Source organism: Stenotrophomonas sp. STEN063 (genome assembly GCF_056854515.1).
Map to the genome: position 1 here is coordinate 14050 of NZ_JBXFWF010000007.1, position 20497 is coordinate 34546.

19 protein-coding genes and 1 pseudogene are annotated in these 20497 nt (G+C 63.1%); 12 read left to right on the plus strand and 8 right to left on the minus strand.

The annotated features are described in order from the left end of the window. The first annotated feature begins 44 nt into the window (after positions 1-44). The 7 genes from AC1VWL_RS03325 to hglS all read left to right on the plus strand — a co-directional run bounded on the left by AC1VWL_RS03325 (position 45) and on the right by hglS (position 6365). On the plus strand, positions 45-1598 hold the full coding sequence (locus AC1VWL_RS03325; protein ID WP_482985748.1) for a serine hydrolase domain-containing protein: 1554 nt from the start codon (positions 45-47) through the stop codon (positions 1596-1598). After that, entirely contained in the window at positions 1552-2289 is a 738-nt protein-coding gene (locus AC1VWL_RS03330) for a M15 family metallopeptidase (protein WP_482985749.1), read from the plus strand. The genes AC1VWL_RS03325 and AC1VWL_RS03330 overlap by 47 nt, the downstream gene beginning before the upstream one ends. A gap of 52 nt (positions 2290-2341) precedes the next feature. Further along, positions 2342-2722, plus strand: coding sequence for a hypothetical protein (locus AC1VWL_RS03335; protein ID WP_482985750.1), 381 nt, complete (start codon positions 2342-2344; stop codon positions 2720-2722). A 222-nt stretch (positions 2723-2944) separates the two neighbouring features. After that, positions 2945-3322: an EF-hand domain-containing protein gene (locus AC1VWL_RS03340; protein WP_282270757.1), complete on the plus strand. Its 378-nt coding sequence runs from the start codon at positions 2945-2947 to the stop codon at positions 3320-3322. 263 nt (positions 3323-3585) lie between these two features. After that, positions 3586-4338 carry an HAD family hydrolase gene (locus AC1VWL_RS03345; RefSeq protein ID WP_282273261.1) on the plus strand — a complete coding sequence of 251 codons (753 nt, stop codon included), beginning with the start codon at positions 3586-3588 and terminating at the stop codon, positions 4336-4338. Positions 4339-4414: 76 nt separating this feature from the next. After that, on the plus strand, positions 4415-4912 hold the full coding sequence (locus AC1VWL_RS03350) for a hypothetical protein (protein WP_482985751.1): 498 nt from the start codon (positions 4415-4417) through the stop codon (positions 4910-4912). Positions 4913-5006: 94 nt separating this feature from the next. Beyond that, positions 5007-6365, plus strand: a complete 1359-nt coding sequence (hglS, locus tag AC1VWL_RS03355) for a 2-oxoadipate dioxygenase/decarboxylase HglS (RefSeq protein ID WP_482985752.1) — start codon at positions 5007-5009, stop codon at positions 6363-6365. A 198-nt stretch (positions 6366-6563) separates the two neighbouring features. Here the strand turns inward: hglS and AC1VWL_RS03360 are convergent, their stop codons facing one another. From AC1VWL_RS03360 to AC1VWL_RS03390, 7 genes are all read right to left on the minus strand, one after another. Continuing rightward, on the minus strand, positions 6564-7934 hold the full coding sequence (locus AC1VWL_RS03360) for a leucyl aminopeptidase family protein (RefSeq protein ID WP_482985753.1): 1371 nt from the start codon (positions 7932-7934) through the stop codon (positions 6564-6566). Positions 7935-7967: 33 nt separating this feature from the next. Then, positions 7968-8678 carry an HAD family hydrolase gene (locus AC1VWL_RS03365; RefSeq protein ID WP_481615414.1) on the minus strand — a complete coding sequence of 237 codons (711 nt, stop codon included), beginning with the start codon at positions 8676-8678 and terminating at the stop codon, positions 7968-7970. Between the two features lie 325 nt (positions 8679-9003). Continuing rightward, positions 9004-10095, minus strand: a complete 1092-nt coding sequence (locus AC1VWL_RS03370; protein WP_482985754.1) for an AI-2E family transporter — start codon at positions 10093-10095, stop codon at positions 9004-9006. Between the two features lie 45 nt (positions 10096-10140). Further along, positions 10141-10590, minus strand: coding sequence for a protein sip-5 (locus tag AC1VWL_RS03375; protein ID WP_482985755.1), 450 nt, complete (start codon positions 10588-10590; stop codon positions 10141-10143). Next, on the minus strand, positions 10587-11072 hold the full coding sequence (locus AC1VWL_RS03380; RefSeq protein ID WP_282271317.1) for a phage holin family protein: 486 nt from the start codon (positions 11070-11072) through the stop codon (positions 10587-10589). The genes AC1VWL_RS03375 and AC1VWL_RS03380 overlap by 4 nt, the downstream gene beginning before the upstream one ends. Before the next feature lie 5 nt (positions 11073-11077). Beyond that, positions 11078-11437: a hypothetical protein gene (locus AC1VWL_RS03385; protein WP_296246876.1), complete on the minus strand. Its 360-nt coding sequence runs from the start codon at positions 11435-11437 to the stop codon at positions 11078-11080. A gap of 120 nt (positions 11438-11557) precedes the next feature. Further along, the gene (locus tag AC1VWL_RS03390) at positions 11558-12988 is read right to left on the minus strand and encodes a Do family serine endopeptidase (RefSeq protein ID WP_296246877.1); all 1431 of its coding nucleotides are present in this window, start codon (positions 12986-12988) and stop codon (positions 11558-11560) included. A gap of 461 nt (positions 12989-13449) precedes the next feature. On the opposite strand from AC1VWL_RS03390, the gene AC1VWL_RS03395 reads away from it, so the two are divergent. From AC1VWL_RS03395 to AC1VWL_RS03410, 4 genes are all read left to right on the plus strand, one after another. Beyond that, a complete protein-coding gene (locus tag AC1VWL_RS03395; protein WP_482985756.1) occupies positions 13450-15603 on the plus strand; it encodes an adenosylcobalamin-dependent ribonucleoside-diphosphate reductase in 2154 nt (717 codons plus the stop codon). Positions 15604-15748: 145 nt separating this feature from the next. Then, the gene (locus AC1VWL_RS03400) at positions 15749-16555 is read left to right on the plus strand and encodes a histone (RefSeq protein WP_482985757.1); all 807 of its coding nucleotides are present in this window, start codon (positions 15749-15751) and stop codon (positions 16553-16555) included. Positions 16556-16632: 77 nt separating this feature from the next. Next, complete coding sequence (locus AC1VWL_RS03405) at positions 16633-17472, plus strand: TSCPD domain-containing protein (protein ID WP_482985758.1); 840 nt, start codon at positions 16633-16635, stop codon at positions 17470-17472. Positions 17473-17562: 90 nt separating this feature from the next. Continuing rightward, the gene (locus tag AC1VWL_RS03410; RefSeq protein ID WP_482985759.1) at positions 17563-18249 is read left to right on the plus strand and encodes a hypothetical protein; all 687 of its coding nucleotides are present in this window, start codon (positions 17563-17565) and stop codon (positions 18247-18249) included. A 359-nt stretch (positions 18250-18608) separates the two neighbouring features. On the opposite strand, the pseudogene AC1VWL_RS03415 reads toward AC1VWL_RS03410, so the two are convergent. After that, a pseudogene (locus AC1VWL_RS03415) lies at positions 18609-18809 on the minus strand (transposase); the annotation flags it as partial. Between the two features lie 830 nt (positions 18810-19639). Here AC1VWL_RS03415 and AC1VWL_RS03420 point away from each other — a divergent pair. After that, a complete protein-coding gene (locus tag AC1VWL_RS03420; protein ID WP_482985760.1) occupies positions 19640-20479 on the plus strand; it encodes a hypothetical protein in 840 nt (279 codons plus the stop codon). The last annotated feature ends 18 nt before the right edge of the window (positions 20480-20497 follow it).

The following is a 20497-nucleotide window of genomic DNA, read 5'->3' on the forward strand; positions in this document are numbered from 1 at the left end:
AACGGCCCGCTTCGGCGGGCCGTTCGCTTTTGTGGAGAGGGATGATGCGATTGAAACTGCTGTTGGCCATCGTTGCCGTGCTTGCGGCAAGCCCGGTGCTCGCCGCTGATGGCGACAACGCGCGGATGGACGCGTTGGTCGAGCAGGCGGTGCAGCGCTATCAGCTTCCCGGAATAGCGGTGGGGGTGATCGAGGATGGCAAGGTGGTGCGGCGTATCACCCGCGGTGAGCTGGTAGCGGGCGAGAGCGCTGCAATCAACGATGACAGCCTGTTCAAGATCGCCTCCAACACCAAGGCGATGACCGCAGCAGTTCTGGCGCGGCTGGTGCAGGCCGGCAAGTTGCGCTGGGATGACCCTGTCACCAGGCACCTGCCGCAGTTCCGCATGCAGGACCCGTGGGTGACGCGCAATATGCAGGTTCGCGATCTGCTGATCCACAACAGCGGCCTCGGCCTGGGCGCAGGTGATCTGATGCTGTGGCCCGAGCCGAACAACTTTGATCGTCAGGACATCATTGCAGGCCTCGCGCACCTGAAGCCGACTGGTAGCTTCCGTAGCGAGTACGCGTACGACAACCTCATGTATGTGGTGGCCGGTGAAGTCGCCGCTGCTGCGGGCGGAAAGCCATACGCACAGTTGATGCGCGAGGAAATCTTCCAGCCGCTGGGCATGCAGCGCTGCCAGGTAGGTGCGTGGTCACCCGCGGCGCTCGGCAATATCGCGCAGCCGCATCATCGTGATGGCAAGCGCAACATTGCCGCCGAACGCGATCCTGCACAGGTCACCGATTTCCCATCGATGGCTGCCGGCGGTATCCGCTGCAGCCTCAACGACATGTTGCGCTGGATGCAGGTGCTGCTGGATCCGGCGCAGGCACCGGGTTGGCTGGATGCGACCCAGCGGCGTGCGCTATGGACCGCACATATGCCGATGCCGATCAGCCAACGCCTGCGCGACTGGGACAACACGCACTTCTACGCCTATGGCTATGGCTGGCGTCTGTCGGATATGGATGGGCAGTGGAAGGTCGCGCATACCGGCACCTTGTCCGGCATGTATTCCTCGCTGGCCTTGCTGCCGGATCGCAAGACCGGCGTGGTGATCCTGATCAACGGTGAGGGCGAAGATGCACGCACGGCGCTGATGCAGGCCATGCTCAAGCATTACACCGCACCGGCGGCGAACAATGACGTGTTGCATTACGCCAGGTTGATTGACGACGCGGCCGCGCAGCGCCGTTCTGCAGGGCACGTGCGTCCTGCATTGCCGAAGGCACGTGCGGCCACGGCGGCCGAGTTCGGCAGCAAGGTCGGCGTCTGGCAAGACCCGTGGTTCGGCGAGGTGTCTTTGTGCCCGCGTGATGGCAAGCTGCAGTTCGCCTCGGCCAAGTCGCCGCGCATGAGTGGGCAGGTGATGCGTGCCGGTGAACGCTGGTATGTGGCCTGGCAGGGATTGGGCGAAGATGCCGATGCCTGGCTGGAATTCTCCGGCGACGCCCAACATCCGCTGCTGCATCTACGTGCCATCGACCCGGATATCGACTTCAGCTATGACTACCCCGATCTGGAATTCCAACGCCGTGGCGATTGCCACTAAATCGTTGCCATTGTTGCTGGCACTGTTGCCGTTCACCGTGCTTGCCCAGCAGGTGCAGGTATCGCCGGCAGAGACGCCGGCACAGGCCGGCATCGTCGATGTCACCACGCTGGCCCCGGACATCGCCCTGGATATCCGCTACGCCGGCACCGACAACTTCACCGGGCGCGTCGTCCCCGGCTATGAAGCACCGCGCTGCTATCTGCTGCAGCCGGCGGCGCAGGCCTTGGCGCGGGTGCAGCGCGGACTGCGCGCGCAGGGTTATCGACTGCAGGTGTTTGACTGCTACCGGCCGGTGCACTCGGTGACCTCGTTCGTCGCCTGGGTGCACGATGGCAAGGATCAGATCGCCAAGCAGCGCTATTACCCCAACATCGACAAGAGCCGCCTGCTCGACGGCTACATCGCCGAAACCTCTGGCCATAGCCGGGCGGCGACGGTGGACCTTGGCGTGCTGGATTGCCGCAGCATGCCGTGCACCGCCCTGGACATGGGCACCGGCTTCGACCGCTTCGATGTGCTGGCGCATACCGCCAATCCCGATATCAGCGCGGTGCAGAAGCAGAACCGACAGCTGCTGCTCGATGCGATGCAGGCGCAGGGGTTTGCCAACTATCCAATGGAATGGTGGCATTACACCTTCAAGCCCGAGCCCACGCCGACCACGGCCTACGACTTCCCGGTGCGTTGAACGGGGCAGGGGCGGTTAGACTGCGGTTCCCTGAATGGACCGCGCTGCGCCCATGAATCTGGTTCTGCATTACGGCCTGCTCGGCTCGCTGGAAGCTGGCTTGATCGCTCTGGCGATCGGCTTTGTGGTGTTTGCGTTGTGGTGGCAGGTGTGCCGGCGCGCCGGGCTGCGGCACGGCCACGCCATCGCCTATTCCGCGCTGATAGCGGCGGCCATCGCTGCGGGCGTGGATGGCTGGAAGCTGTTTTCGCTGGGCATGGTCAACCTGCAGTCGCCGCTGTACGCCAGATTGGCGCTGGCTTCGATCCATGACCCGGACCAGCTGGGCACGCGCGTGCTGTTTGAGTTGATCGGCGTAGCCGTTGGCGTCGGCCTGGGTTGGTTGTTGTTCAGTTCGCAGCAACCGCTCGCTGACACCACGCATGGTGCTTGAGGCGCCGGCATCGCATCGATAAGCACTATGCTTGGAACGCTCTAATCAGTGGCTTACTTTCACTTCATGCACGGCTAACAGGGGTGGTAACCGCTGATCCGGTGCAGGTGGTTAACAGGATGTTCGCTGCGGTTTCTTGGGGTGCAAGCGATTCAGGCGCGACTTGTCAGGGTTGGGGCGTGCGGAATTTCCGCGCTTTAGCCAACACACGAGGAAGACCTGATGACCGTACGTAATCGCACTCCGCTGTTCGCCCTGGTTGCCATCGTAGGTTCCGCGCTTGCACTGCCGGCAATGGCGCAGGATGCACAGGATCAGGCCGCCGCTGCGCAGGCACAGGCTGCGCAGGCACAGGATTCGGCAGAACAGGCGCAGAACGCTGCTGCCAGTGCATCAAGCAGCGCCGCCAAGGCCTCGGCGGCGGCTGGAGGCGGCCAGAGTTGGGCAGATGTGGATGCTGATGGTGATGGCGCCATCAGCAAGACCGAGTCGCAGGCCAATGCTGGCCTGGCCCAGGTGTTTGATGAGGCTGATAGTGACAAGGACGGCAAGCTGACGCCGGATGAGTACCGGGCTTATGCGGCTGCGCATAAGAATTGATTGGTAACCGGGTAGGGCTCGAAGAGCCCCCCTCCCCAACCCTCCCCTGCGCTACGCGCAAGGGAGGGGGTAGAAGCGGCATTGCGCGATGAACCAGCAGTTTGCGCGGTCCGCTCCCTCCCTTGCACGCAGTGCCGGGGAGGGCCGGGGAGGGGGGCTGTTTGCCGTTGCACTTTGCTTGAGCTGCCATCCCAGCAAGCCAAACCCTGCCTTCCAGACGCGATCCCCTATTCACCGCAGGGCAGATTGCTATCCTGTGCGGCATGAACACGCAGACTTCCCCCTCCGCCATCGGCCTGGTCGGCTTCGACGGCGATGACACGCTCTGGAAGAGCGAAGACTATTACCAGAAGGCCGAGCACGAATTTGGCCTGATCCTCAGCAACTACATCGACCTGCACGATGCCGGCACCGCCCAGCATCTGCTCAAGGTGCAGCGCCGCAACCTGGCCGTGTTCGGCTACGGTGCCAAGGGCATGACCTTGTCGATGCTGGAAGCTGCAATCGAATTGACCGACGAGAAGATCTCCGCGCATGACCTGCGCCAGATCGTCGAGATCGGCCGCCGCACGCTGGAGCATCCGGTGGATGTCATCGATGGCGTCCGTGAAGCGGTGGCGGCCATCGCCGCCGAATACCCGGTGGTGCTGATCACCAAGGGCGACCTGTTCCATCAGGAGCAGAAGATCGAGCGTTCCGGCCTGCTGGACCTGTTCCCGCGCATCGAGATCATCTCGGAGAAGGATCAGTCCACCTACGCCAAGGTATTGGCCGAGTTCAACATGCCGGCCGAGCGCTTCGTGATGGTCGGCAATTCGCTGCGCTCGGATATCGAGCCGGTGCTGGGTCTGGGTGGCTGGGGCATCCATACCCCGTACGCAATGACCTGGGCGCACGAGGCTGAGCATGGTGTCTCCGCGGAAGAACCGCGCCTGCACCACGCCGATACCGCCCACCAGTGGCCGGAAGCGGTGCGTGCCGTCGCCGCGCAGGCTGCAGCAGCGCAAGGCAACTGAGGTGAGCGCGGCAGGCTCCCGGCAATCTCCACGTCGCACAGGCTTGCTGCTGCGGTTTGGATTGCTGGCAGCTGCCGTGCTGCCCCTGCCGTTGTTGGCGCAACAGCCGGTAACGGCAGCGGTGGCCGAGGTCTACGCGCCGGCCACCGGTGACGCCTGGGTGGACAAGCAACTGGCCGATATCAACGCCTATGCCGCGCGCTACCCGGAAGCCTTCGTCGATGAGTTGGCGCGTTATGCCAGTGCGCGCCCGGGCTATGTGCAGGCCTTGCTGCAGGACCATGGCTGGAAGCCCGGTGATGTCTATCTGGCCTGCTTCTGGGGCAAGCTCAACGGCAGCAACTGCCGTACCGCGGTGAAGGCCCGCGCGCAGCAGCCCGAGGCCAGCTGGAAAGAGGTGTTGGCTGGCCTGCAGCCGGCCCCGGACAACCTGCGCTGGCGGGCCCTGCGCCACGCCATCGTCGCCAGTTTCGACCACTGGGACCGGCCGATAACGCTGGATCCGCTGCTGCAGCGGCAGCTCGGCGACCGCGCCCAGCGCGAGGCGGCAGCGCGCAGGAGTGACGCGGAGTAAAACCGCGTCGGCATTTGCTGCCCTGCAGATAGGCGCAGGGGGCGATTCCGGGCGAAAATGGCGTTCCTTCGATTTCGCGTCAAAGCGCTTTGTCATGACCGCCGACCGTTTCGTTTCGCCCGATCACATCCGCAGCCTGTTCTCGCAGGCGATGTCGCATATGTACCGCACCGAAGTGCCGTTGTACGGCACGCTGGTGGAACTGGTTGGCGCGATCAACGCCGACGTCCTGGCCGCGCAGCCGGAGCTCGCCGCGCAGATGCAGCGCAGTGGCGAACGCGAGCGCCTGGACGTGGAACGCCATGGCGCAATCCGCGTCGGCACCGCGCAGGAGCTGGCCACGCTTGGCCGCCTGTTCGCGGTGATGGGCATGCAGCCGGTGGGCTATTACGATCTGTCGGTGGCCGGCGTACCGGTGCATTCCACCGCGTTCCGGCCGGTGGATGGCGAGTCCTTGAACCGCAACCCGTTCCGCGTGTTCACCTCGCTGCTGCGGCTGGAGTTGATCGAGGACGCCGCGCTGCGCGAGCAGGCCGCCGAGATCCTGGCCCGCCGCAATATCTTCACCGCTGGCGCGCTGCAGCTGATTGAACAATGCGAGCGCGATGGCGGCCTTAGCGAAGACGATGCCTGGCGCTTCGTCGTTGAGTCACTGGAAACCTTCCGCTGGCACAACGAAGCCACCGTGTCGCTGGAGACTTATCACGCCTTGCATGGCGCGCACCGTCTGGTTGCCGACGTGGTCAGCTTCCGTGGCCCGCACATCAACCACCTCACCCCGCGCACGCTGGACATCGATGCGGCACAGGCGGCGATGCATGAGCGTGGTCTGGCGGCAAAGGCCGTGATCGAAGGCCCGCCGCGCCGTGATTGCGCCATCCTGCTGCGCCAGACCAGCTTCAAGGCGCTGGAGGAAATGGTGCATTTCCCGTCGGGGGCCGACAACGAAGCCGGCACCCACACCGCGCGCTTCGGTGAGATCGAACAGCGCGGCCTCGCGCTGACGCCGAAGGGCCGCGATCTGTATGACGCCCTGCTTGCGCAGGCACGTGGCGGCGAAGGCAGTGCCGGTGGCGACTACATGCAGCGCCTGCAGAGCGCATTTGCCGCGTTCCCGGATGACCATGCAACGCTGCGCCGCGAAGGCCTGGGTTATTACCGCTACAGCCTGACCGATGCGGGCCTTGCCGCTGATGCGGAAACCCGTGCCTTGCCGGCGGAAGTGTTGATCGAGCGTGGTTTCGCCAGCGCTGACCCGATCATCTATGAGGATTTCCTGCCGGTGAGTGCGGCGGGTATTTTCCAGTCCAACCTCGGTGGTGGCGAACAGCGTGCGTATGCCGCGCGTGCCAACCGCGATGCCTTCGAGCAGGCCCTGGGCGCGACGGTCAGCGACGAGTTCGCAATCTACGAGCGCCTGCAGGCCGAGTCGCTGGCAGCACTGAAGGCTTGATGCATTGCTCCCTCCCTTTGCCGTAGGCAAGGGGAGGGTTGGGGAGGGGGGCTCTTGCCGTTGTAGTGCCGAGCCATGCACGGCAGGGGCTTCATCGGTAAAGCCTCAATGCCGAGCATGGCTCGGCACTACAGTTGAAGCGTTACCGGCAAGGCCCATTGCCGAGCATGGCTCGGCACTACCAAAAGCCGGGACGCTTCAGGCGCCGTAACGCGCCTTCAACATCGCCCATGCCGAGCGCAGCGCCAGTGCTTCACCACCGGCCGGGCGGCCCGGGCGTTCGCCGTCATTCCAGGCGTAGACGTCCAGATGTGCCCACACCTGGCCTTCGTTGATGAAGCGCTCCAGATACAGCGCTGCGGTCACCGAACCGGCCATGCGCGAGCCGGCGTTGGCCAGGTCGGCAATGCCGCTGTTGAGGTAGCGCAGGTAGGGACGCCACAACGGCATGCGCCACACCGGGTCGCGGGTGCTGTCGCCCGCCTGCAACCACTGGTTGGCCAGGGTGTCGTCATTGGCGAACAAGGCCGGCAGGTCCGGGCCCAGCGCGATGCGTGCGGCACCGGTAAGGGTGGCGAAATCGAGGATGGTGTCCGGGTTCTGCTCGCTGACGTAGGTCAGCGCGTCGCACAGCACCAGGCGGCCTTCGGCGTCGGTGTTGTCGATCTCCACGGTGATGCCCTTGCGGGTGGTGATCACTTCGCCGGGACGGAAGGCATCCGGGCCAACGGCATTTTCCACCGCAGCCACCACCAGGGTCAGCTGCACCGGCAGCTGCTGCGCCATCACCAAACCCGCCAGGGCGATGGCGTGGGCGGCACCGCCCATGTCCTTCTTCATGTTGCGCATGCCGTCGGCCGGCTTCAGGTCCAGGCCGCCGGTGTCGAAGCACACGCCCTTGCCGACCAGTGCCAGATGCGGTGCACCGGCATTGCCCCAGCGCAGCACGATCAAGCGCGGCGCGCGATGCGAGGCGCGGCCAACCGCGTGGATGGTGGGGAAGTTCATTTCCAGCAGTTCGTCGCCGGCAATCACTTCCAGCTCGCCGCCATGGGCTTCGACCAGATCGCGCGCGGCGTCTTCCAGCTGCTGCGGGCCCATGTCTTCGGTCGGCGTATTGACCCAGTCGCGCACGCGCAGGCAGGCGGTCACCACGTCCAGCACTTCGGCGGCCGGGCTTGCCAGCAGCTGTGCGGCCGGGCGCGCCAGCTTGCGGTAGCGGTCGAAGCGGTAGCTGCCCAGGCCCCAGCCGATCTGCAGGTTGGCGCTGCTGCTGGCGTCCAGCGCGTTGGCAACCTGCCAGGTGGTGCCGGCCGGCAGCGCGAACGGTGCATGCGCGTAGGCGTAGGCATCGGCATGGTCGCCAACGCCGAGCACGGCGCCGGCAATGCCGTTGTCGCCGGGCAACAACAGCACGCTGCTCGGTGCAGCATTGAACTGTTGTGCTGCGGCCCAGGCCTGCACCGCGGCCGGCTGCTGTGCCTTCCACGCGGCGAAGCCGTCGCGGTCCAGCACGTACAGCGGCAGGGCGTTGCTGGAATCGGTGGTGTAAGCGGTAATCGGGGTCATGGTGTTCTCTTGCGTCTGCTGGCGGCCGTGGGCTTAGCGCTGCTGCGAGGATGCGTTCGCATCCAACCAGTCGGCCAGTCCGGTCAGGGTGTCGAACTGCAGGTCAGGCTGCAGTTCGGTGTGGGTCCATGAATGTTCTTCGCGGTTGATCCAGCAACCACGCAGGCCGGCGCGCATCGCACCGGCTACGTCCATTTCGGCATGATCGCCAACGTGCAGTACCTGCGCGTGTTCGACGCCAAGGCGCTCGCAGGCGGCATGGAAGATGCCCGGGTCCGGCTTGGCCGCGCCGAATTCGCGCGAGCCCAGCTGGAAGGCGAACAGCTCGCCGATGCCAATGCGCTGCAGGTCGGCATTGCCGTTGCTCACTGCGGCCACCGGCACGCGCGCGGCGATACGGCGCAGCGCCGCCAATGCATCGGGGTAGAACTCGACCTGGTTGCGCGCGGCGTAGAAGGCTTCGTAGGCCGGGTCGAGCAGGTCCATGCTTGCCCCGCTCTTTTCCAGCGCTTCGGCCAGGGTCAGCCGGCGCAAGGCGCTGAGGTCGTAGTGCAGATGCGGGTTGTCGCGGAACGAGCGTTCGCGCAGCTCACGCATGGCGGCGACCGGGTACATGCTGGCGGTTGCCGGGCTGTGCTGCAGCATCCAGTCGTGCAGCACCTGGTCGATGCGGGCACCGATGGGAGCGAACGGCCACAGGGTGTCGTCCAGATCGAGGGTGATGGCGAGTACGGGGAAATTCATCCGGGCATTTTACGCCAAGCCCATGAGCCGGGCCTGTAGGAGCCGTGGCTGCCCGATCTTGCTTGTGGGAGCGGCGTGAGCCGCGAAGCCGGTCCATCATCGGCGGCGTAGCCCGGGTAAGCGCAGCGCACCCGGGAGGTGGGCGCGTGCTGATGTCTGCAGCGGCGTAGCCCGGGTAAGCGCAGCGCACCCGGGAAGTGGGCGCGCGCTGATGTCTGGCGTTGTCTGCAAACGGCCCCGGGTGCGCTGCGCTTACCCGGGCTACGTTGCTGGTTGCTTCAGCATTGTCAGCTTCGCGGCTGACGCCGCTCCCACAATAGGGACGCTACTCCAATAGCTTTGCCCAGCCGTGCATGCCGTCGACGCGGCTCAGCACCAGCTTCACGCAGACCAGCAGCGGCACTGCCAGCAGCAGGCCGATCATGCCCCACAGCCAGCCGAACAGCATCAATGCCAGGATCAGCATCAGCGGCGAGATCGCCATGCGGCGGCCGAGCACGATGGGCGTGATCAGCTGCCCCTCCAGCGTATGCAGGGCCAGGTAAGCCAGCGCTGGCAGCAGGGCGGTCAGTGGATCGCGGAATTCGACGAAGCCCATCAGCAGCATCAGTACGATGCCGATCAGTGGCCCCACGTACGGGGCGAAATTCAGCAGCGCGGCCACCGTGCCCCACAGCAAAGCCTCGGGCAGGGCGATGCCGAGCAGCATCAGCACGCCGGACAGGATCAGGCCCAGACCGACATTGATGAGGGTGATGGTCAGTACGTAGCGGGATATCTCGCGCTCGATCGAGCGCAGTATCTCGGCGGTGAAGCGCTTCTGCTGGCGATTGGGCAGCAGCGCGATCACGTGCCGCTGCAGGTTTTCGCCGTAGATCATGAAGAACAGGGTCAGCAGCACCACCGCCAGCGCCGAGGCGGCCAGCTTGGGTGTGCGCACCAGTGCCTTGTAGGGATCGTCGAGCTGGGTGCGGATCACCTGCACCTTGCGGTTGCCTTCGCCACCGGCGGCGCGGGCGAAGCTCTCCGCCGCCAGGTTGGCCTGCTGCACCGGTTTGACGAAGTCCTGCACCTTGCGCGAGATCTGTCGCATCTGCTGCGGCGCTTCCTGCACCCATTCGGTGGCCGGGCCGGCCAACTGCACGGTCAGCGCGGCGCTGCCTGCCAAGCCTGCCGCCATCACCAGCAGTGCGCCGAGGAAGCGTGGCAGGTGCAGTTTCTGCAGCAGGCGGATGATGGGGTTGCCGATCAGCGCGAAGAACATCGCCAGCAGCACCGGCAGGATCACTTCCTGCGCGGCCCACAGCGTGTAACCCACCGCCAGCGTCGCCAGTACCACCACGGCGACTGGCGCGCGCGGGCGTGGCGCAGGGGCTTCAGCGGGGCGGGGTGTGGCTTCGGGCAACGGGTCAGACATGCGGGCAGCGCTCCGTGAACGGAACGGCGCGCAAGGGCGCCGTGCTCAGGATTCTGACAGTTCTGTCGCCGCTTCGGCGGGGCCGGGTGGCGTGCTGTTGCTGCGCGCCGTGCTGGCTGCCGCGGCGGGCGGCGGCGAGTTGTCCTCGCCGGTCTCGTCGTCGCCTTCATCGGTATCGGCCGCTGCCTGCCCGGCCATCACGCCCGCCGCTGCCGCAGCGGCGGCGAACGAGGCCACCGAAGCCTGCGCGCTGCTGACCAGCCCGGACACCGAGCCGATCATCTGCAGCCAGCGGCTGCCGCTGAAGGCACCGCCGGGTTCCAGCTTGCCGGCCAGGAAGCCGCCAGCCAGGCCGACCACCACGATGCGACCGGGTGTCCATGCACTGCGCCAGCTCTGGTTGAGCTGGTCCCAGTGCTGGGTGGCTTCCTCGCCACGCACCTGCACCACGGCTTCGGCGCGGCGCACACGGCGTTGCAGGGCTTCGAAATTCACGGTGTGTTCTCCCCGGGGATCTTCACTTCGGCATCGGGGTCTTCGCCGGTTGGTTCGTCGAACAGACCCAGCCGCGACAACTGGCGGCGGGTGGCGTGCATGCCGGTGTGGTGGAAGAAGTACGACACCCGCCATATCGCGTAGCCGGTGACGGCCAGGCTGGTGAGGGTGGGGATCAGCAGCGAGACGAACAGCGACAAGCCCATGTATTGCAGCATCGCCACCGCCGTGGCCGCCAACAGCAGCCAGGCCGAGGCGCCGAATACGATGGCCACGCCGCTCCATGCCAGGGAACGACCAAACGCGCTGCGCGCCAGGGCCAGGTCGGCCGAAGCCAGCCTGCGCAGGGAGCGCAGCGTGTTGGAAGCCGAGTCCAGCGTCTGCCGGCCGGCCGCGCCAACCTGACGGATGCTTTCTTCCAGCCCGGGCGCCTGGCCCGGGGTGGAATCGTCGCCAGTGGGCGGTGTTGCGTTATCGCTCACGCCGATCAGTCGTTGCTGCGGGCGAGCTTGGCAATGATCCAGCCAGCGGCGAAGGCCACGCCGAACGAGGCCAGCGGACGCTCACGGATGAGGTCGGCGGCGCTGTCGATAAGGTCCTTGCCCTTGTCCATCAGTGCATCGACCTGTTCCTTGGCGGCGGCACCGCCAAGTTCAGCGGCGGCCAGGCCGGACAGCGCGCTGTCGGACAGTTCGGCCTTCATGTTGGCCTTGCCCAGACGCAGTTCGTCGCCGGCGGCACCGGCAGCGCCCTTGACGGCCGAGCCAGCGGCGGAAGCGGCGGACTTCAGGTGTGCGCCAGCCTCGCCCAGGTGTTCCTTCATGTTCTCGGTATTGGTGGGGCTCATCGTGATCTCCTGGTTTCAGCGGGTGCGCCGGATGGCGCGCGGTTGCAACAGAACTCAACAAATAGCAGTTGCCGGGTGTAAACAACGTTACGCCGGCAGCACAAGATGCTCACCTGGGCATCATCGCATCATCAATTGGCCACGCTGGCTGCCACCGCGCAGGATGTTCAACACCAGCTGTGGCGGGCGTTGGCCGAAGCTTGCCCGCCAGCCGGCAAGGTCGGTGAACGCACCGCTGCTGGCCGCGAGAATCACATCGCCACCGGCCAAGCCCGATTGCGCGGCGCGGCTGCCGCGCGCCACTTCGCTGACCAGCACGCCGTTGATGCCGGCCTGGCGCAGCGATTCGGGCAGGTCGGCGAAAGTGGCTCCGCTCAGACGCGGATCCAGCGTATCGCCTGCGACTGCACGTGGTTGTTCCTTCAAGGTGGCCTTGAGCTGCAGCGGCTTGCCGTCGCGGCGTACCTCCAGATCAACCGTGCGGCCGACCGTGGAGAGCCCTTCAAAGTTGTGCAGCGCCTGCGCGCTGTCCACGCGCTGGCCATTGATCGCAGTGACCACGTCGCCAGCCTTTACTCCGGCAGCGGCTGCACCGGAACCGGCCAGCACGCGCGTTACCAAAGCGCCACGGGCCTCTTCCAGGCCCAGGCCCTGCGCGATCTGTGGGGTCAGGTTCTGGGTTTCCACACCCAGCGTGCCGCGCACCACCACGCCCTTGGTGATCAGCTGCTCGACCACGTCACGGGCCAGGTTGGACGGAATCGCCAGGCCCAGGCCGATGTTGCCGGCCATGCTGCCCTGCGGGTTGTAGCTGGCGGTATTGATACCGACCAGCTGGCCGTTGAGGTTGACCAGCGCGCCACCGGAGTTGCCGGGGTTGATCGAAGCATCGGTCTGGATGAAGTTCTGGTAGCCCAGCCCGCGGATGCCGCTGCGGCCCACCGCCGAGACGATGCCGGAGGTGACGGTCTGGCTGAAGCCGAAGGGGTTGCCGATCGCCACGACGAAGTCACCCACGCGCAGCTGGTCGCTGTTGCCCAGTGGCAGCGCGGTGAGCTTTTCGGCGGGGATGCGGATCAGGGCGATGTCGGTGTCGCGGTCCGAACCGAGGAACTCGGCCTTGACCGTGCGGCCGTCGGCCAGGGTGACCTGTACGTCGTCGGCGTTCTCGACCACGTGGTGGTTGGTGAGCACGTAGCCGCGCGCTGCATCGATGATCACGCCCGAGCCCAGCGACTCGTTGATGCGCTCCTGTGGCACCTGCGGGAACAGGCGGCGGAAGAAGGGGTCGTCAAAGAAGGGATTGCGTACCCGCACGACCTGCTTGGTGTTGACGCTGACCACGGCTGGCATGGCCTGTTCCAGCATCGGCGCCAGTGACGGCACCGCTTGTCCGGCGACGGCGGCCGGCAGCGCGGCGGTGGTCGGCAACACCGTACTCAGCGAGGCGGCTTCGGCGCGGTTGTCCAGGTGGGCATTGATGGCGGTGGCAGTGAAACCACCAAAGGCGGCGGCCAGGGCGAGGGTCAGCAGGGTCGGGATGGGTCGCATTGCCGGGGGTTCCATGCGGGGGCGCCCGAGGGCGGCGCCGGGGTGGGGCGGGTTGCTGAACACGAGTGTGGCGGGGGGCAGTTAAATCGGCAATGAAACTTCTGCATTGCCGCAATCCCAAGGGCCTCAAGCTCTGCACGGAATGCAATAGAGAAGACGTACATTTTTCGTTTGACATCACCCCGTGGGTGGGTAAGCTTGGTCGGGTCATCACCCACTAGATGTTGGGTTGATGTGAAAAGCGTCCCCAAGCAGTAGGGTTTAGTGCTCGGGGTGCAAGCACCCCAACGGAAGGCGTGCAATGACCGCGACAGTGATGCAGAAAACCGGTTTTTCCCGGAATCCCCTCATCCCGCCGACAGGCGCGTAAGTACGCGCCTGCGCGTCGCTGTCTTTGCTGCCCGGCCTGTTTGGGAAAAGAAAATCGCACCGCAAGGTGCCCCAGGAGAGTTTCCACAATCATGAGTACGGTGCGTCTGGAAGTGGTCAGCAATCAAACCAAGTCGGACATGATCCCTCTGCAGCCTGCCTCGCAGGACATCTGGGAAAAGAAGTACCGCCTCACGACCAAGGCGGGCGAAGCGCTGGACGCCGATATCGACGGCACCTACCTGCGCGTGGCCCGTGCCCTGGCGGATGCCGAGGCGACCGACGACAAGCGCGCCTACTGGTATGAGCGCTTTGCCTGGGCCCTGCGCCGTGGCGCAATCCCGGCTGGCCGCATCACCTCCAATGCCGGCGCCCAGCAGCACAAGCCGGCCACCAGCACCATCAACTGCACCGTGTCGGGCACCATCACCGACTCGATGGACGGCATCCTGGAGAAGGTCCACGAAGCGGGCCTGACCCTGAAGGCCGGCTGCGGCATCGGCTACGAGTTCAGCACCCTGCGTCCGCGCGGTGCCTTCGTTGCCGGCGCTGGCGCCTACACCTCCGGGCCGATGTCCTTCATGGATATCTACGACAAGATGTGCTTCACCGTGTCCTCGGCCGGTGGCCGTCGTGGCGCGCAGATGGGCACCTTCGACGTGTCGCACCCGGACGTGAAGGACTTCATCCGCGCCAAGCGCGAGGACGGCCGCCTGCGCCAGTTCAACCTGTCGCTGCTGATCACCGACGGCTTCATGGATGCGGTGAACAACGACGCCGACTGGCAGCTGGTGTTCCCGATCAACACCAAGGAACAGGCCGAGCTGGACCCGTCCAGCGGTGAGGAAGTGGTGTGGCGCGAATGGCCGACCCACGAGAACTACATCGTCCGCGACGACGGCCTGGTGGCCTGCAAGGTGTACGGCCACATCCGTGCCCGTCACCTGTGGGACATGATCATGGTCTCCACCTATGACTACGCCGAGCCGGGTTTCATCCTGATCGACCGCGTCAACGAGATGAACAACAACTGGTGGTGCGAGAACATCCGCGCAACCAACCCCTGCGGCGAGCAGCCGCTGCCGCCGTACGGCGCCTGCCTGCTGGGCTCGGTGAACCTGACCAAGTTCGTGCGTGACCCGTTCACCGACAAGGCCTCGTTCGATTGGGACGAGTACAAGGAAGTGGTGCGCGTGTTCACCCGCATGCTCGACAACGTGGTCGAAGTGAACGGCCTGCCGCTGGAACAGCAGCGCAACGAGATCATGCGCAAGCGCCGCCACGGCATGGGCTTCCTTGGCCTGGGCAGCACCATGACCATGCTGAAGATGAAGTACGGCAGCACCGAGTCCTGCGAGTTCACCGAAGCCATCGCCCGCGACATGGCCGTGGCCGGCTGGGAAACCGGCCTGGAGCTGGCCCGTGAGAAGGGCGCCGCCCCGATCATGGAAGAGCAGTTCGACGTCACCGCCGCCATGCTGCGCCAGCGCCCGGAAATGAAGAAGGACGGCTGGAAGGTCGGCCAGAAGATCGCCGGCAAGGTGCTGCACGCCCGCTACAGCCGCTACATGCAGCGCGTGGCCACGGTGGCCCCGGAGCTGGTGGAAGAGCTGGCCACGGTCGGTTCGCGATTCACCCACCACAGCTCCATCGCCCCGACCGGCACCATCAGCCTGTCGCTGGCCAACAACGCCTCCAACGGCATCGAGCCCTCGTTCGCGCACCACTACAGCCGCAACGTGATCCGCGAAGGCAAGAAGTCCAAGGAAAAGGTGGACGTGTTCTCGTTCGAGCTGCTGGCCTACCGCCAGCTGGTCAACGACAAGGCCATGCCGTTCTCCGACGAGGTTGACGCCAAGCTGCCGGAGTACTTCATCAGCGCCGACGACATCTCGCCCAAGGAACACGTGGACGTGCAGGCCGCCGCGCAGAAGTGGGTGGACAGCTCGATCTCCAAGACCGCCAACGTACCGACCGATTACCCGTACGAGCAGTTCAAGGACATCTACCGCTACGCCCACGAGCAGGGCCTGAAGGGCTGCACCACCTTCCGCTTCAACCCGGCCGCCTTCCAGGGCGTGCTGGTCAAGGAAGCGGACCTGGAGAACACCACCTACCGCTTCGAGCTGGAAGACGGCCAGGTGGTGGAGGTCAAGGGCAACGAACAGATCGAGTACGACGGCGAGATGCACACCGCCGCCAACCTGTTCGACGCCCTGAAAGAAGGCTACTACGGCAAGTTCTGAGTGCCTTCATCGCCCTCCCGGCCGCGCGCTGGGAGGGCATGACGGTGGCTTCGCCGCCACCTTCCTGTTGCGCGCTTGTTTCACGTTGCATCGGCTTCGATATAGCATCGCCACATTACAGACCCGATGCCCTTAGGAGGGCTTTATGAGCAATGGTAATGGTGTGACCGCGACCGTAACCCAGGTTGCCGAGGACGTGAAAGAAACCGTCAAGGAAACCGTCGCCCACGCGGGTGAGAGCATCGCGGCAACCGCCAGCGACGCCGTGGTTGCAGTGAAGGCCAGTGCAAAGAAGGTTGAGGCCGGCGCCAAGAAGCAGGTGGCCAAGGTCAAGAAGGCTGTAAAGAAGGCCGAGAAGGCCGTCAAGAAGGCTGAGAAGGTTGTCGCCAAGAAGGCCAGCGCGGCCAAGAAGGAAGTGAAGAAGAAGGTTGCTTCCGTGCGCCAGAAGCTGGAAGCCGCCAAGGCCAACGCCAAGGCTGAAGCCACCGAGCTGAAGAAGAAGGGCGCCGGCAAGCGTGCGGCGACCAAGAAGGCCATCGCCAAGGTCGAGAAGAAGGCCGCCACCAAGGTCGCCTCGGCCAAGAAGACGGTGAAGGCTGCCGAGAAGAAGGTCGCCAAGGCCGTCGGCAAGAAGGCTGCTGCCGCCAAGAAGTCGGTGAAGGCTACCGAGAAGAAGATTGCCAAGGCTGTCGTCAAGAAGACCACCGCTGCCAAGAAGGCAGTGAAGAAGGTCGAAAAGAAGGCAGCCAAGAAGGTCGCCGCCGTCAAGAAGACGGTGAAGGCCACTGAAAAGAAGGTCGCCAAGAAAGTAGCCGTCAGCAAGAAGACCGCTGCCAAGAAGGTTGCCCTGACCAAGAAGACCGTGGCCAAGAAGGCCGCTACCGCAAAGAAGACGGTTGCCAAGAAGGCCGCCGCAGTGAAGAAGGCCGCCAAGAAGGCGACCCGCAAGTAAGCCGCACCGCGCGCCCCGTCCTGCAAGGACGGGGTTGCTGCCAATCCGTTTAGCAACGCATAACCAGGACTCGCACCATGGCCGTCAAGATCGACAAGAAAATCAAGGGCTATTCCGTCATCACCCCGGACGACAAGGCCCGTGAAACCGCTGCGGCCAAGGCCCCGGTGGCTGCCGCCCTGGACGAGTCCCCGGCCGACAACATCGTGCACATGCACGAGCGCATCGAGCGCCCGGAAGTGCTGATCGGCAGCACCTACAAGATCAAATCGCCGCTGGTGGAACACGCCTTCTACGTGACCATCAACGACATCGTGCTCAACCAGGGCACCGAGCACGAACTGCGCCGTCCGTTCGAGATCTTCATCAACTCCAAGTCGATGGAGCATTTCCAGTGGATCGTGGCGCTGACCCGCATCATGTCCGCTGTGTTCCGCAAGGGCGGTGACGTCACCTTCATCGTTGACGAAATGAAGGCCGTGTTCGACCCGAAGGGCGGTTACTTCAAGGTCGGCGGCGTGTACATGCCGTCGCTGGTGGCCGAGCTGGGCTCCATCGTCGAAGACCACATGAAGTCGATCGGCCTGCTGCAGGACCCGGAAATGAGCGCCCACCAGCGCGCCCTGATTGCCGAAAAGCGCAAGCAGTTCGAAGAACGCTCAAAAAAAAACAGTGAAGTAAACGCAGCGCCGGCGAAAAGCGCCGCGCTCGCCCCTTCCCTTTCGCAAAGCGAAGGGGAGGGCCAGGGAGGGGTAGCCCTTGACGTTGCCGTTGCCCCCGAAGCCAACCCCGAAAGCGCCGACAACGGCAGCTTCCCGGCCAGCGCCACCATGTGCCACAAGTGCAGCACCAAGGCGCTGGTGATCATGGATGGCTGCCAGACTTGCTTGAATTGTGGGTATAGCAAGTGCGGGTGATAGGCTTGGAACTGAGGTGAGAGATTGGGCTAGGCGCGTTATCGAGCCTGGCCCAACCTTTTTGGGGAGTAGAAAACTAAGGAAGGACGAGTGGGCGTATCGAATAAGGTGTCGTTGTCGAGCGCGCAGATACTGGCATGGGGGTCTGTGCTGCTGGGATTCGGGTTGGTCCAAGGTGTTATTTACCTCAAATCATATTGGGGTCGCTTTCGTTTGGATCCGTTCCAGTTCGCAGATGCCAGTGGCTTAGCTGTGGTCGGAATGACTGCGGTCGGGGCAACTATTGCAATGATGTTCATGGCCGCATTGATTGGAAGTTCTATTGGGAAAGGGATTGGTAGCTATCTGGAGGAGAGAAAGGTCTTGGCCGCTCTCGTCGTTTGCGCTTTTTCAGTGCTGCTGATAGCTCTTTGCCTTTTTGTTGATTTTGGTGGATATCTAGTTGTCGGAATTCTAGCGACGTGGATATCGATCTGGATGGCGTGTCGCTCACCTCGGATCCTCAAGATCATCGGCGATGCGGAGTTTCTACCTTACGTTGCGTTCGCAATATTTTATGTTTCTCTCGGGGCTCACTACCTTGGTAAGCGCGAGGCCAATGATGTAGTTATGGGCCGTAAAGGTGGTCTACTTGCCACACCCTCTGCTGAATTAAAAGGCCATAATTTCGCGGGAAGAATTGGTGACGTCTACGTGTTCTTCAATCCGACGGATGGTGGCGTTTCGTTGATTCAAACGTCGGAAGTAGGGCGGCTCGTTCTAAAGACACGTAAGTGACAGCACGTAGCCCGGGTAAGCAGAGCGCACCCGGGGTTTGCAATGATCGAAGAAGCCGAGCCGACGCTCGGCTTTCTGCTTTTGGCGTCGATTTTTTTCCTTCAGCGCCGACGACTCGCCTAGTCCCTCAGTGACGTAGCCCGGGTAAGCGCAGCGCACCCGGGATCTGCAGTGATCGAACAAGCCCAGCCAACGCTCGGCTTTCTGCTTTTTGGCGTAGGCTGCTTTCCTTAGGTGCCGACGACGCGCCTAATCCCTTGACTACGATTTGACGCAATGCCGGGCATCGTGCGATCCCGGGTGCGCTGCGCTTACCCGGGCTACGGATTGCCTAGGCCCGGCGGCTGATTTGCCTACGGATCGCGGCGCAGGTGACACAGGCGCTTGGTATTGGACACATTAGTAGCGCCGAATTTGCTCCGCCACAGGTAGTACTAGGCCTGGCTGAAGCCGCGCCGGCGGTAAAGATCCTTGATCGGCATGCCTGCTTCAGTGTCACGCAGGACGCAAATGATCTGTCCTTCGGTAAAGCGCCTTTTCACGTCCAATGTCCTTGTCATTGAGGATTGGACCCAAACTGCTGTGCTACCTAATCTCAAGGGAGCGCTGGATGGCAAAGGAAAACTCTCTCTGCTACAAAGAGATCCCAGCTCAGGACGATCTGGCGTTACCTGGAAGTAAGCAGTTGACCATTGCAAGGATAAGGGAATGAGTGATTCAAGTGTCCTCAAGGGCGTAATCCGAAGTTTGCCATTTGCTGGTGGGTTGCTTGCAGTTGGAGCCAATTCGGTCAATGAGAGTTGCTGTACTACAAATGGCTGCCATCCAACTCCGCCAATAGGTGTTGGTGATGGATGAGAGATGGGCGGAGGCGCATGGGGAGGTGGTAATGATCAGCGTGATCTGGATTCGATCGCTGAGTGTTACTGTCGAGGGTGCGCGCTTGCCCCAACCGAGTTCGCAGCGTATGGCTGTGGTATTCGCTCGCTACCTCCGCTGATATTGAATGGCTGTGGTACTTCGGGAGGTCAGCTGGTGCCAGGGTTTCTGGTTGAAGCAGTACAGTTCGGGGCAATATTCACTGCTCCCTGCAATACGCGCGACCAATGCCATGAAGCTGCGGGAGAAGCCAAAGTGCGGCGCGAAACTGTGCTCAGGGATAATGAGATTTCATGCATAAACACAGGTTCCTTCTGTTTTGCGCGCGATCTACATGCCTCTTGCAAGAGGCGCAGGTCGCAGCATATCCGCAGGTTCTTCAGCGGGAAGCGATTGCAGCTTGGACACGCCTTCCGGCATTCAATGCAGCCCGAGATGAGCTTGTCGCCGGTTATGGATATCCGACCATGCCGAAGAGTGTTGATTTGAATTCAGATATCGGGGTATCGAAATGAAGAGATTCTTGGTGGTAGGCGGTCTGGGCTTGATTGCTATTTCGGCAATTACTTTGACAAGCCTCAATCATTCGCCCGCATCAAAATCAGATGGGCGCGCGGAATACAACTCCGGTGTCAGTAGTCTGGAGGAGAGCCGGCATCATCGAGATCCTGGGAAACTATTGGGTAAAGATGAATCTCGCCATGCGCGGATAGATCCTTCCTCTATCCGTAACGAAATCAGATCGAGCTCAGAGCTGGTGGCATCGGATGCACGGTTAATTGCGATTTCGATGGAAGAGCTCGAGTGGATGAAAAATCATTACTACCCTACTCAGGCTGAAATAAATTCGCTGGCGACACTTGATATCGACTCGCTCAACGGTACGGACGATCCGAAATTGCAGACGCTATTCGGGCTTGCGGCTATTCGGCAAGGGAAGCCAATGGCTAGCCTTGGCATGCTGGAAGACGCGGCTTCAAAAGGTTCAGTTTATGCATACGAAGAACTGGCGCTTGCTGAGTATGGACTTGCTAATGAAAGATTTGGCAAGTCCATCGACGGAGATAGGGTATTGCGTGCCCGGTTGGAGGTTGCAAAGATTTTAGGTGATTACAAGGCCGATGCGTTGATCAAGCAGTATCTCCCGAATTTTGACGATCGAGCGAACGCTGCCGTAGTTCAGTTGCAGACGACCGAGTTCCTTCGCCAGCTAGGCACCCATGGTCAATTGCAGGGCTATCGTACTGCTGGACCTGATCCTCGCCCCAACTTGGATCAGTGGAATGACCTAAAGAAGCTGGCGCAGGCCGGGCAGTCGACCCCAATAGAGACATTTTCGTTGGAAAAGTAAATCACGGGAGACAGGGGT

Excerpts from the sequence above, each read along its gene's own strand:
- AC1VWL_RS03370 (WP_482985754.1), bottom strand. The coding sequence starts at position 10,095 with ATGTCTGACCCGTTGCCCGAAGCCACACCCCGCCCCGCTGAAGCCCCT.
- AC1VWL_RS03360 (WP_482985753.1), bottom strand. The coding sequence starts at position 7,934 with ATGACCCCGATTACCGCTTACACCACCGATTCCAGCAACGCCCTGCCG.
- AC1VWL_RS03330 (WP_482985749.1), top strand. The coding sequence starts at position 1,552 with ATGACTACCCCGATCTGGAATTCCAACGCCGTGGCGATTGCCACTAAA.
- AC1VWL_RS03345 (WP_282273261.1), top strand. The coding sequence starts at position 3,586 with ATGAACACGCAGACTTCCCCCTCCGCCATCGGCCTGGTCGGCTTCGAC.
- AC1VWL_RS03385 (WP_296246876.1), bottom strand. The coding sequence starts at position 11,437 with ATGAGCCCCACCAATACCGAGAACATGAAGGAACACCTGGGCGAGGCT.
- AC1VWL_RS03420 (WP_482985760.1), top strand. The coding sequence starts at position 19,640 with ATGAAGAGATTCTTGGTGGTAGGCGGTCTGGGCTTGATTGCTATTTCG.
- AC1VWL_RS03340 (WP_282270757.1), top strand. The coding sequence starts at position 2,945 with ATGACCGTACGTAATCGCACTCCGCTGTTCGCCCTGGTTGCCATCGTA.
- AC1VWL_RS03325 (WP_482985748.1), top strand. The coding sequence starts at position 45 with ATGCGATTGAAACTGCTGTTGGCCATCGTTGCCGTGCTTGCGGCAAGC.
- AC1VWL_RS03365 (WP_481615414.1), bottom strand. The coding sequence starts at position 8,678 with ATGAATTTCCCCGTACTCGCCATCACCCTCGATCTGGACGACACCCTG.
- AC1VWL_RS03335 (WP_482985750.1), top strand. The coding sequence starts at position 2,342 with ATGAATCTGGTTCTGCATTACGGCCTGCTCGGCTCGCTGGAAGCTGGC.
- AC1VWL_RS03400 (WP_482985757.1), top strand. The coding sequence starts at position 15,749 with ATGAGCAATGGTAATGGTGTGACCGCGACCGTAACCCAGGTTGCCGAG.
- AC1VWL_RS03390 (WP_296246877.1), bottom strand. The coding sequence starts at position 12,988 with ATGCGACCCATCCCGACCCTGCTGACCCTCGCCCTGGCCGCCGCCTTT.
- AC1VWL_RS03395 (WP_482985756.1), top strand. The coding sequence starts at position 13,450 with ATGAGTACGGTGCGTCTGGAAGTGGTCAGCAATCAAACCAAGTCGGAC.
- AC1VWL_RS03405 (WP_482985758.1), top strand. The coding sequence starts at position 16,633 with ATGGCCGTCAAGATCGACAAGAAAATCAAGGGCTATTCCGTCATCACC.
- hglS (WP_482985752.1), top strand. The coding sequence starts at position 5,007 with ATGACCGCCGACCGTTTCGTTTCGCCCGATCACATCCGCAGCCTGTTC.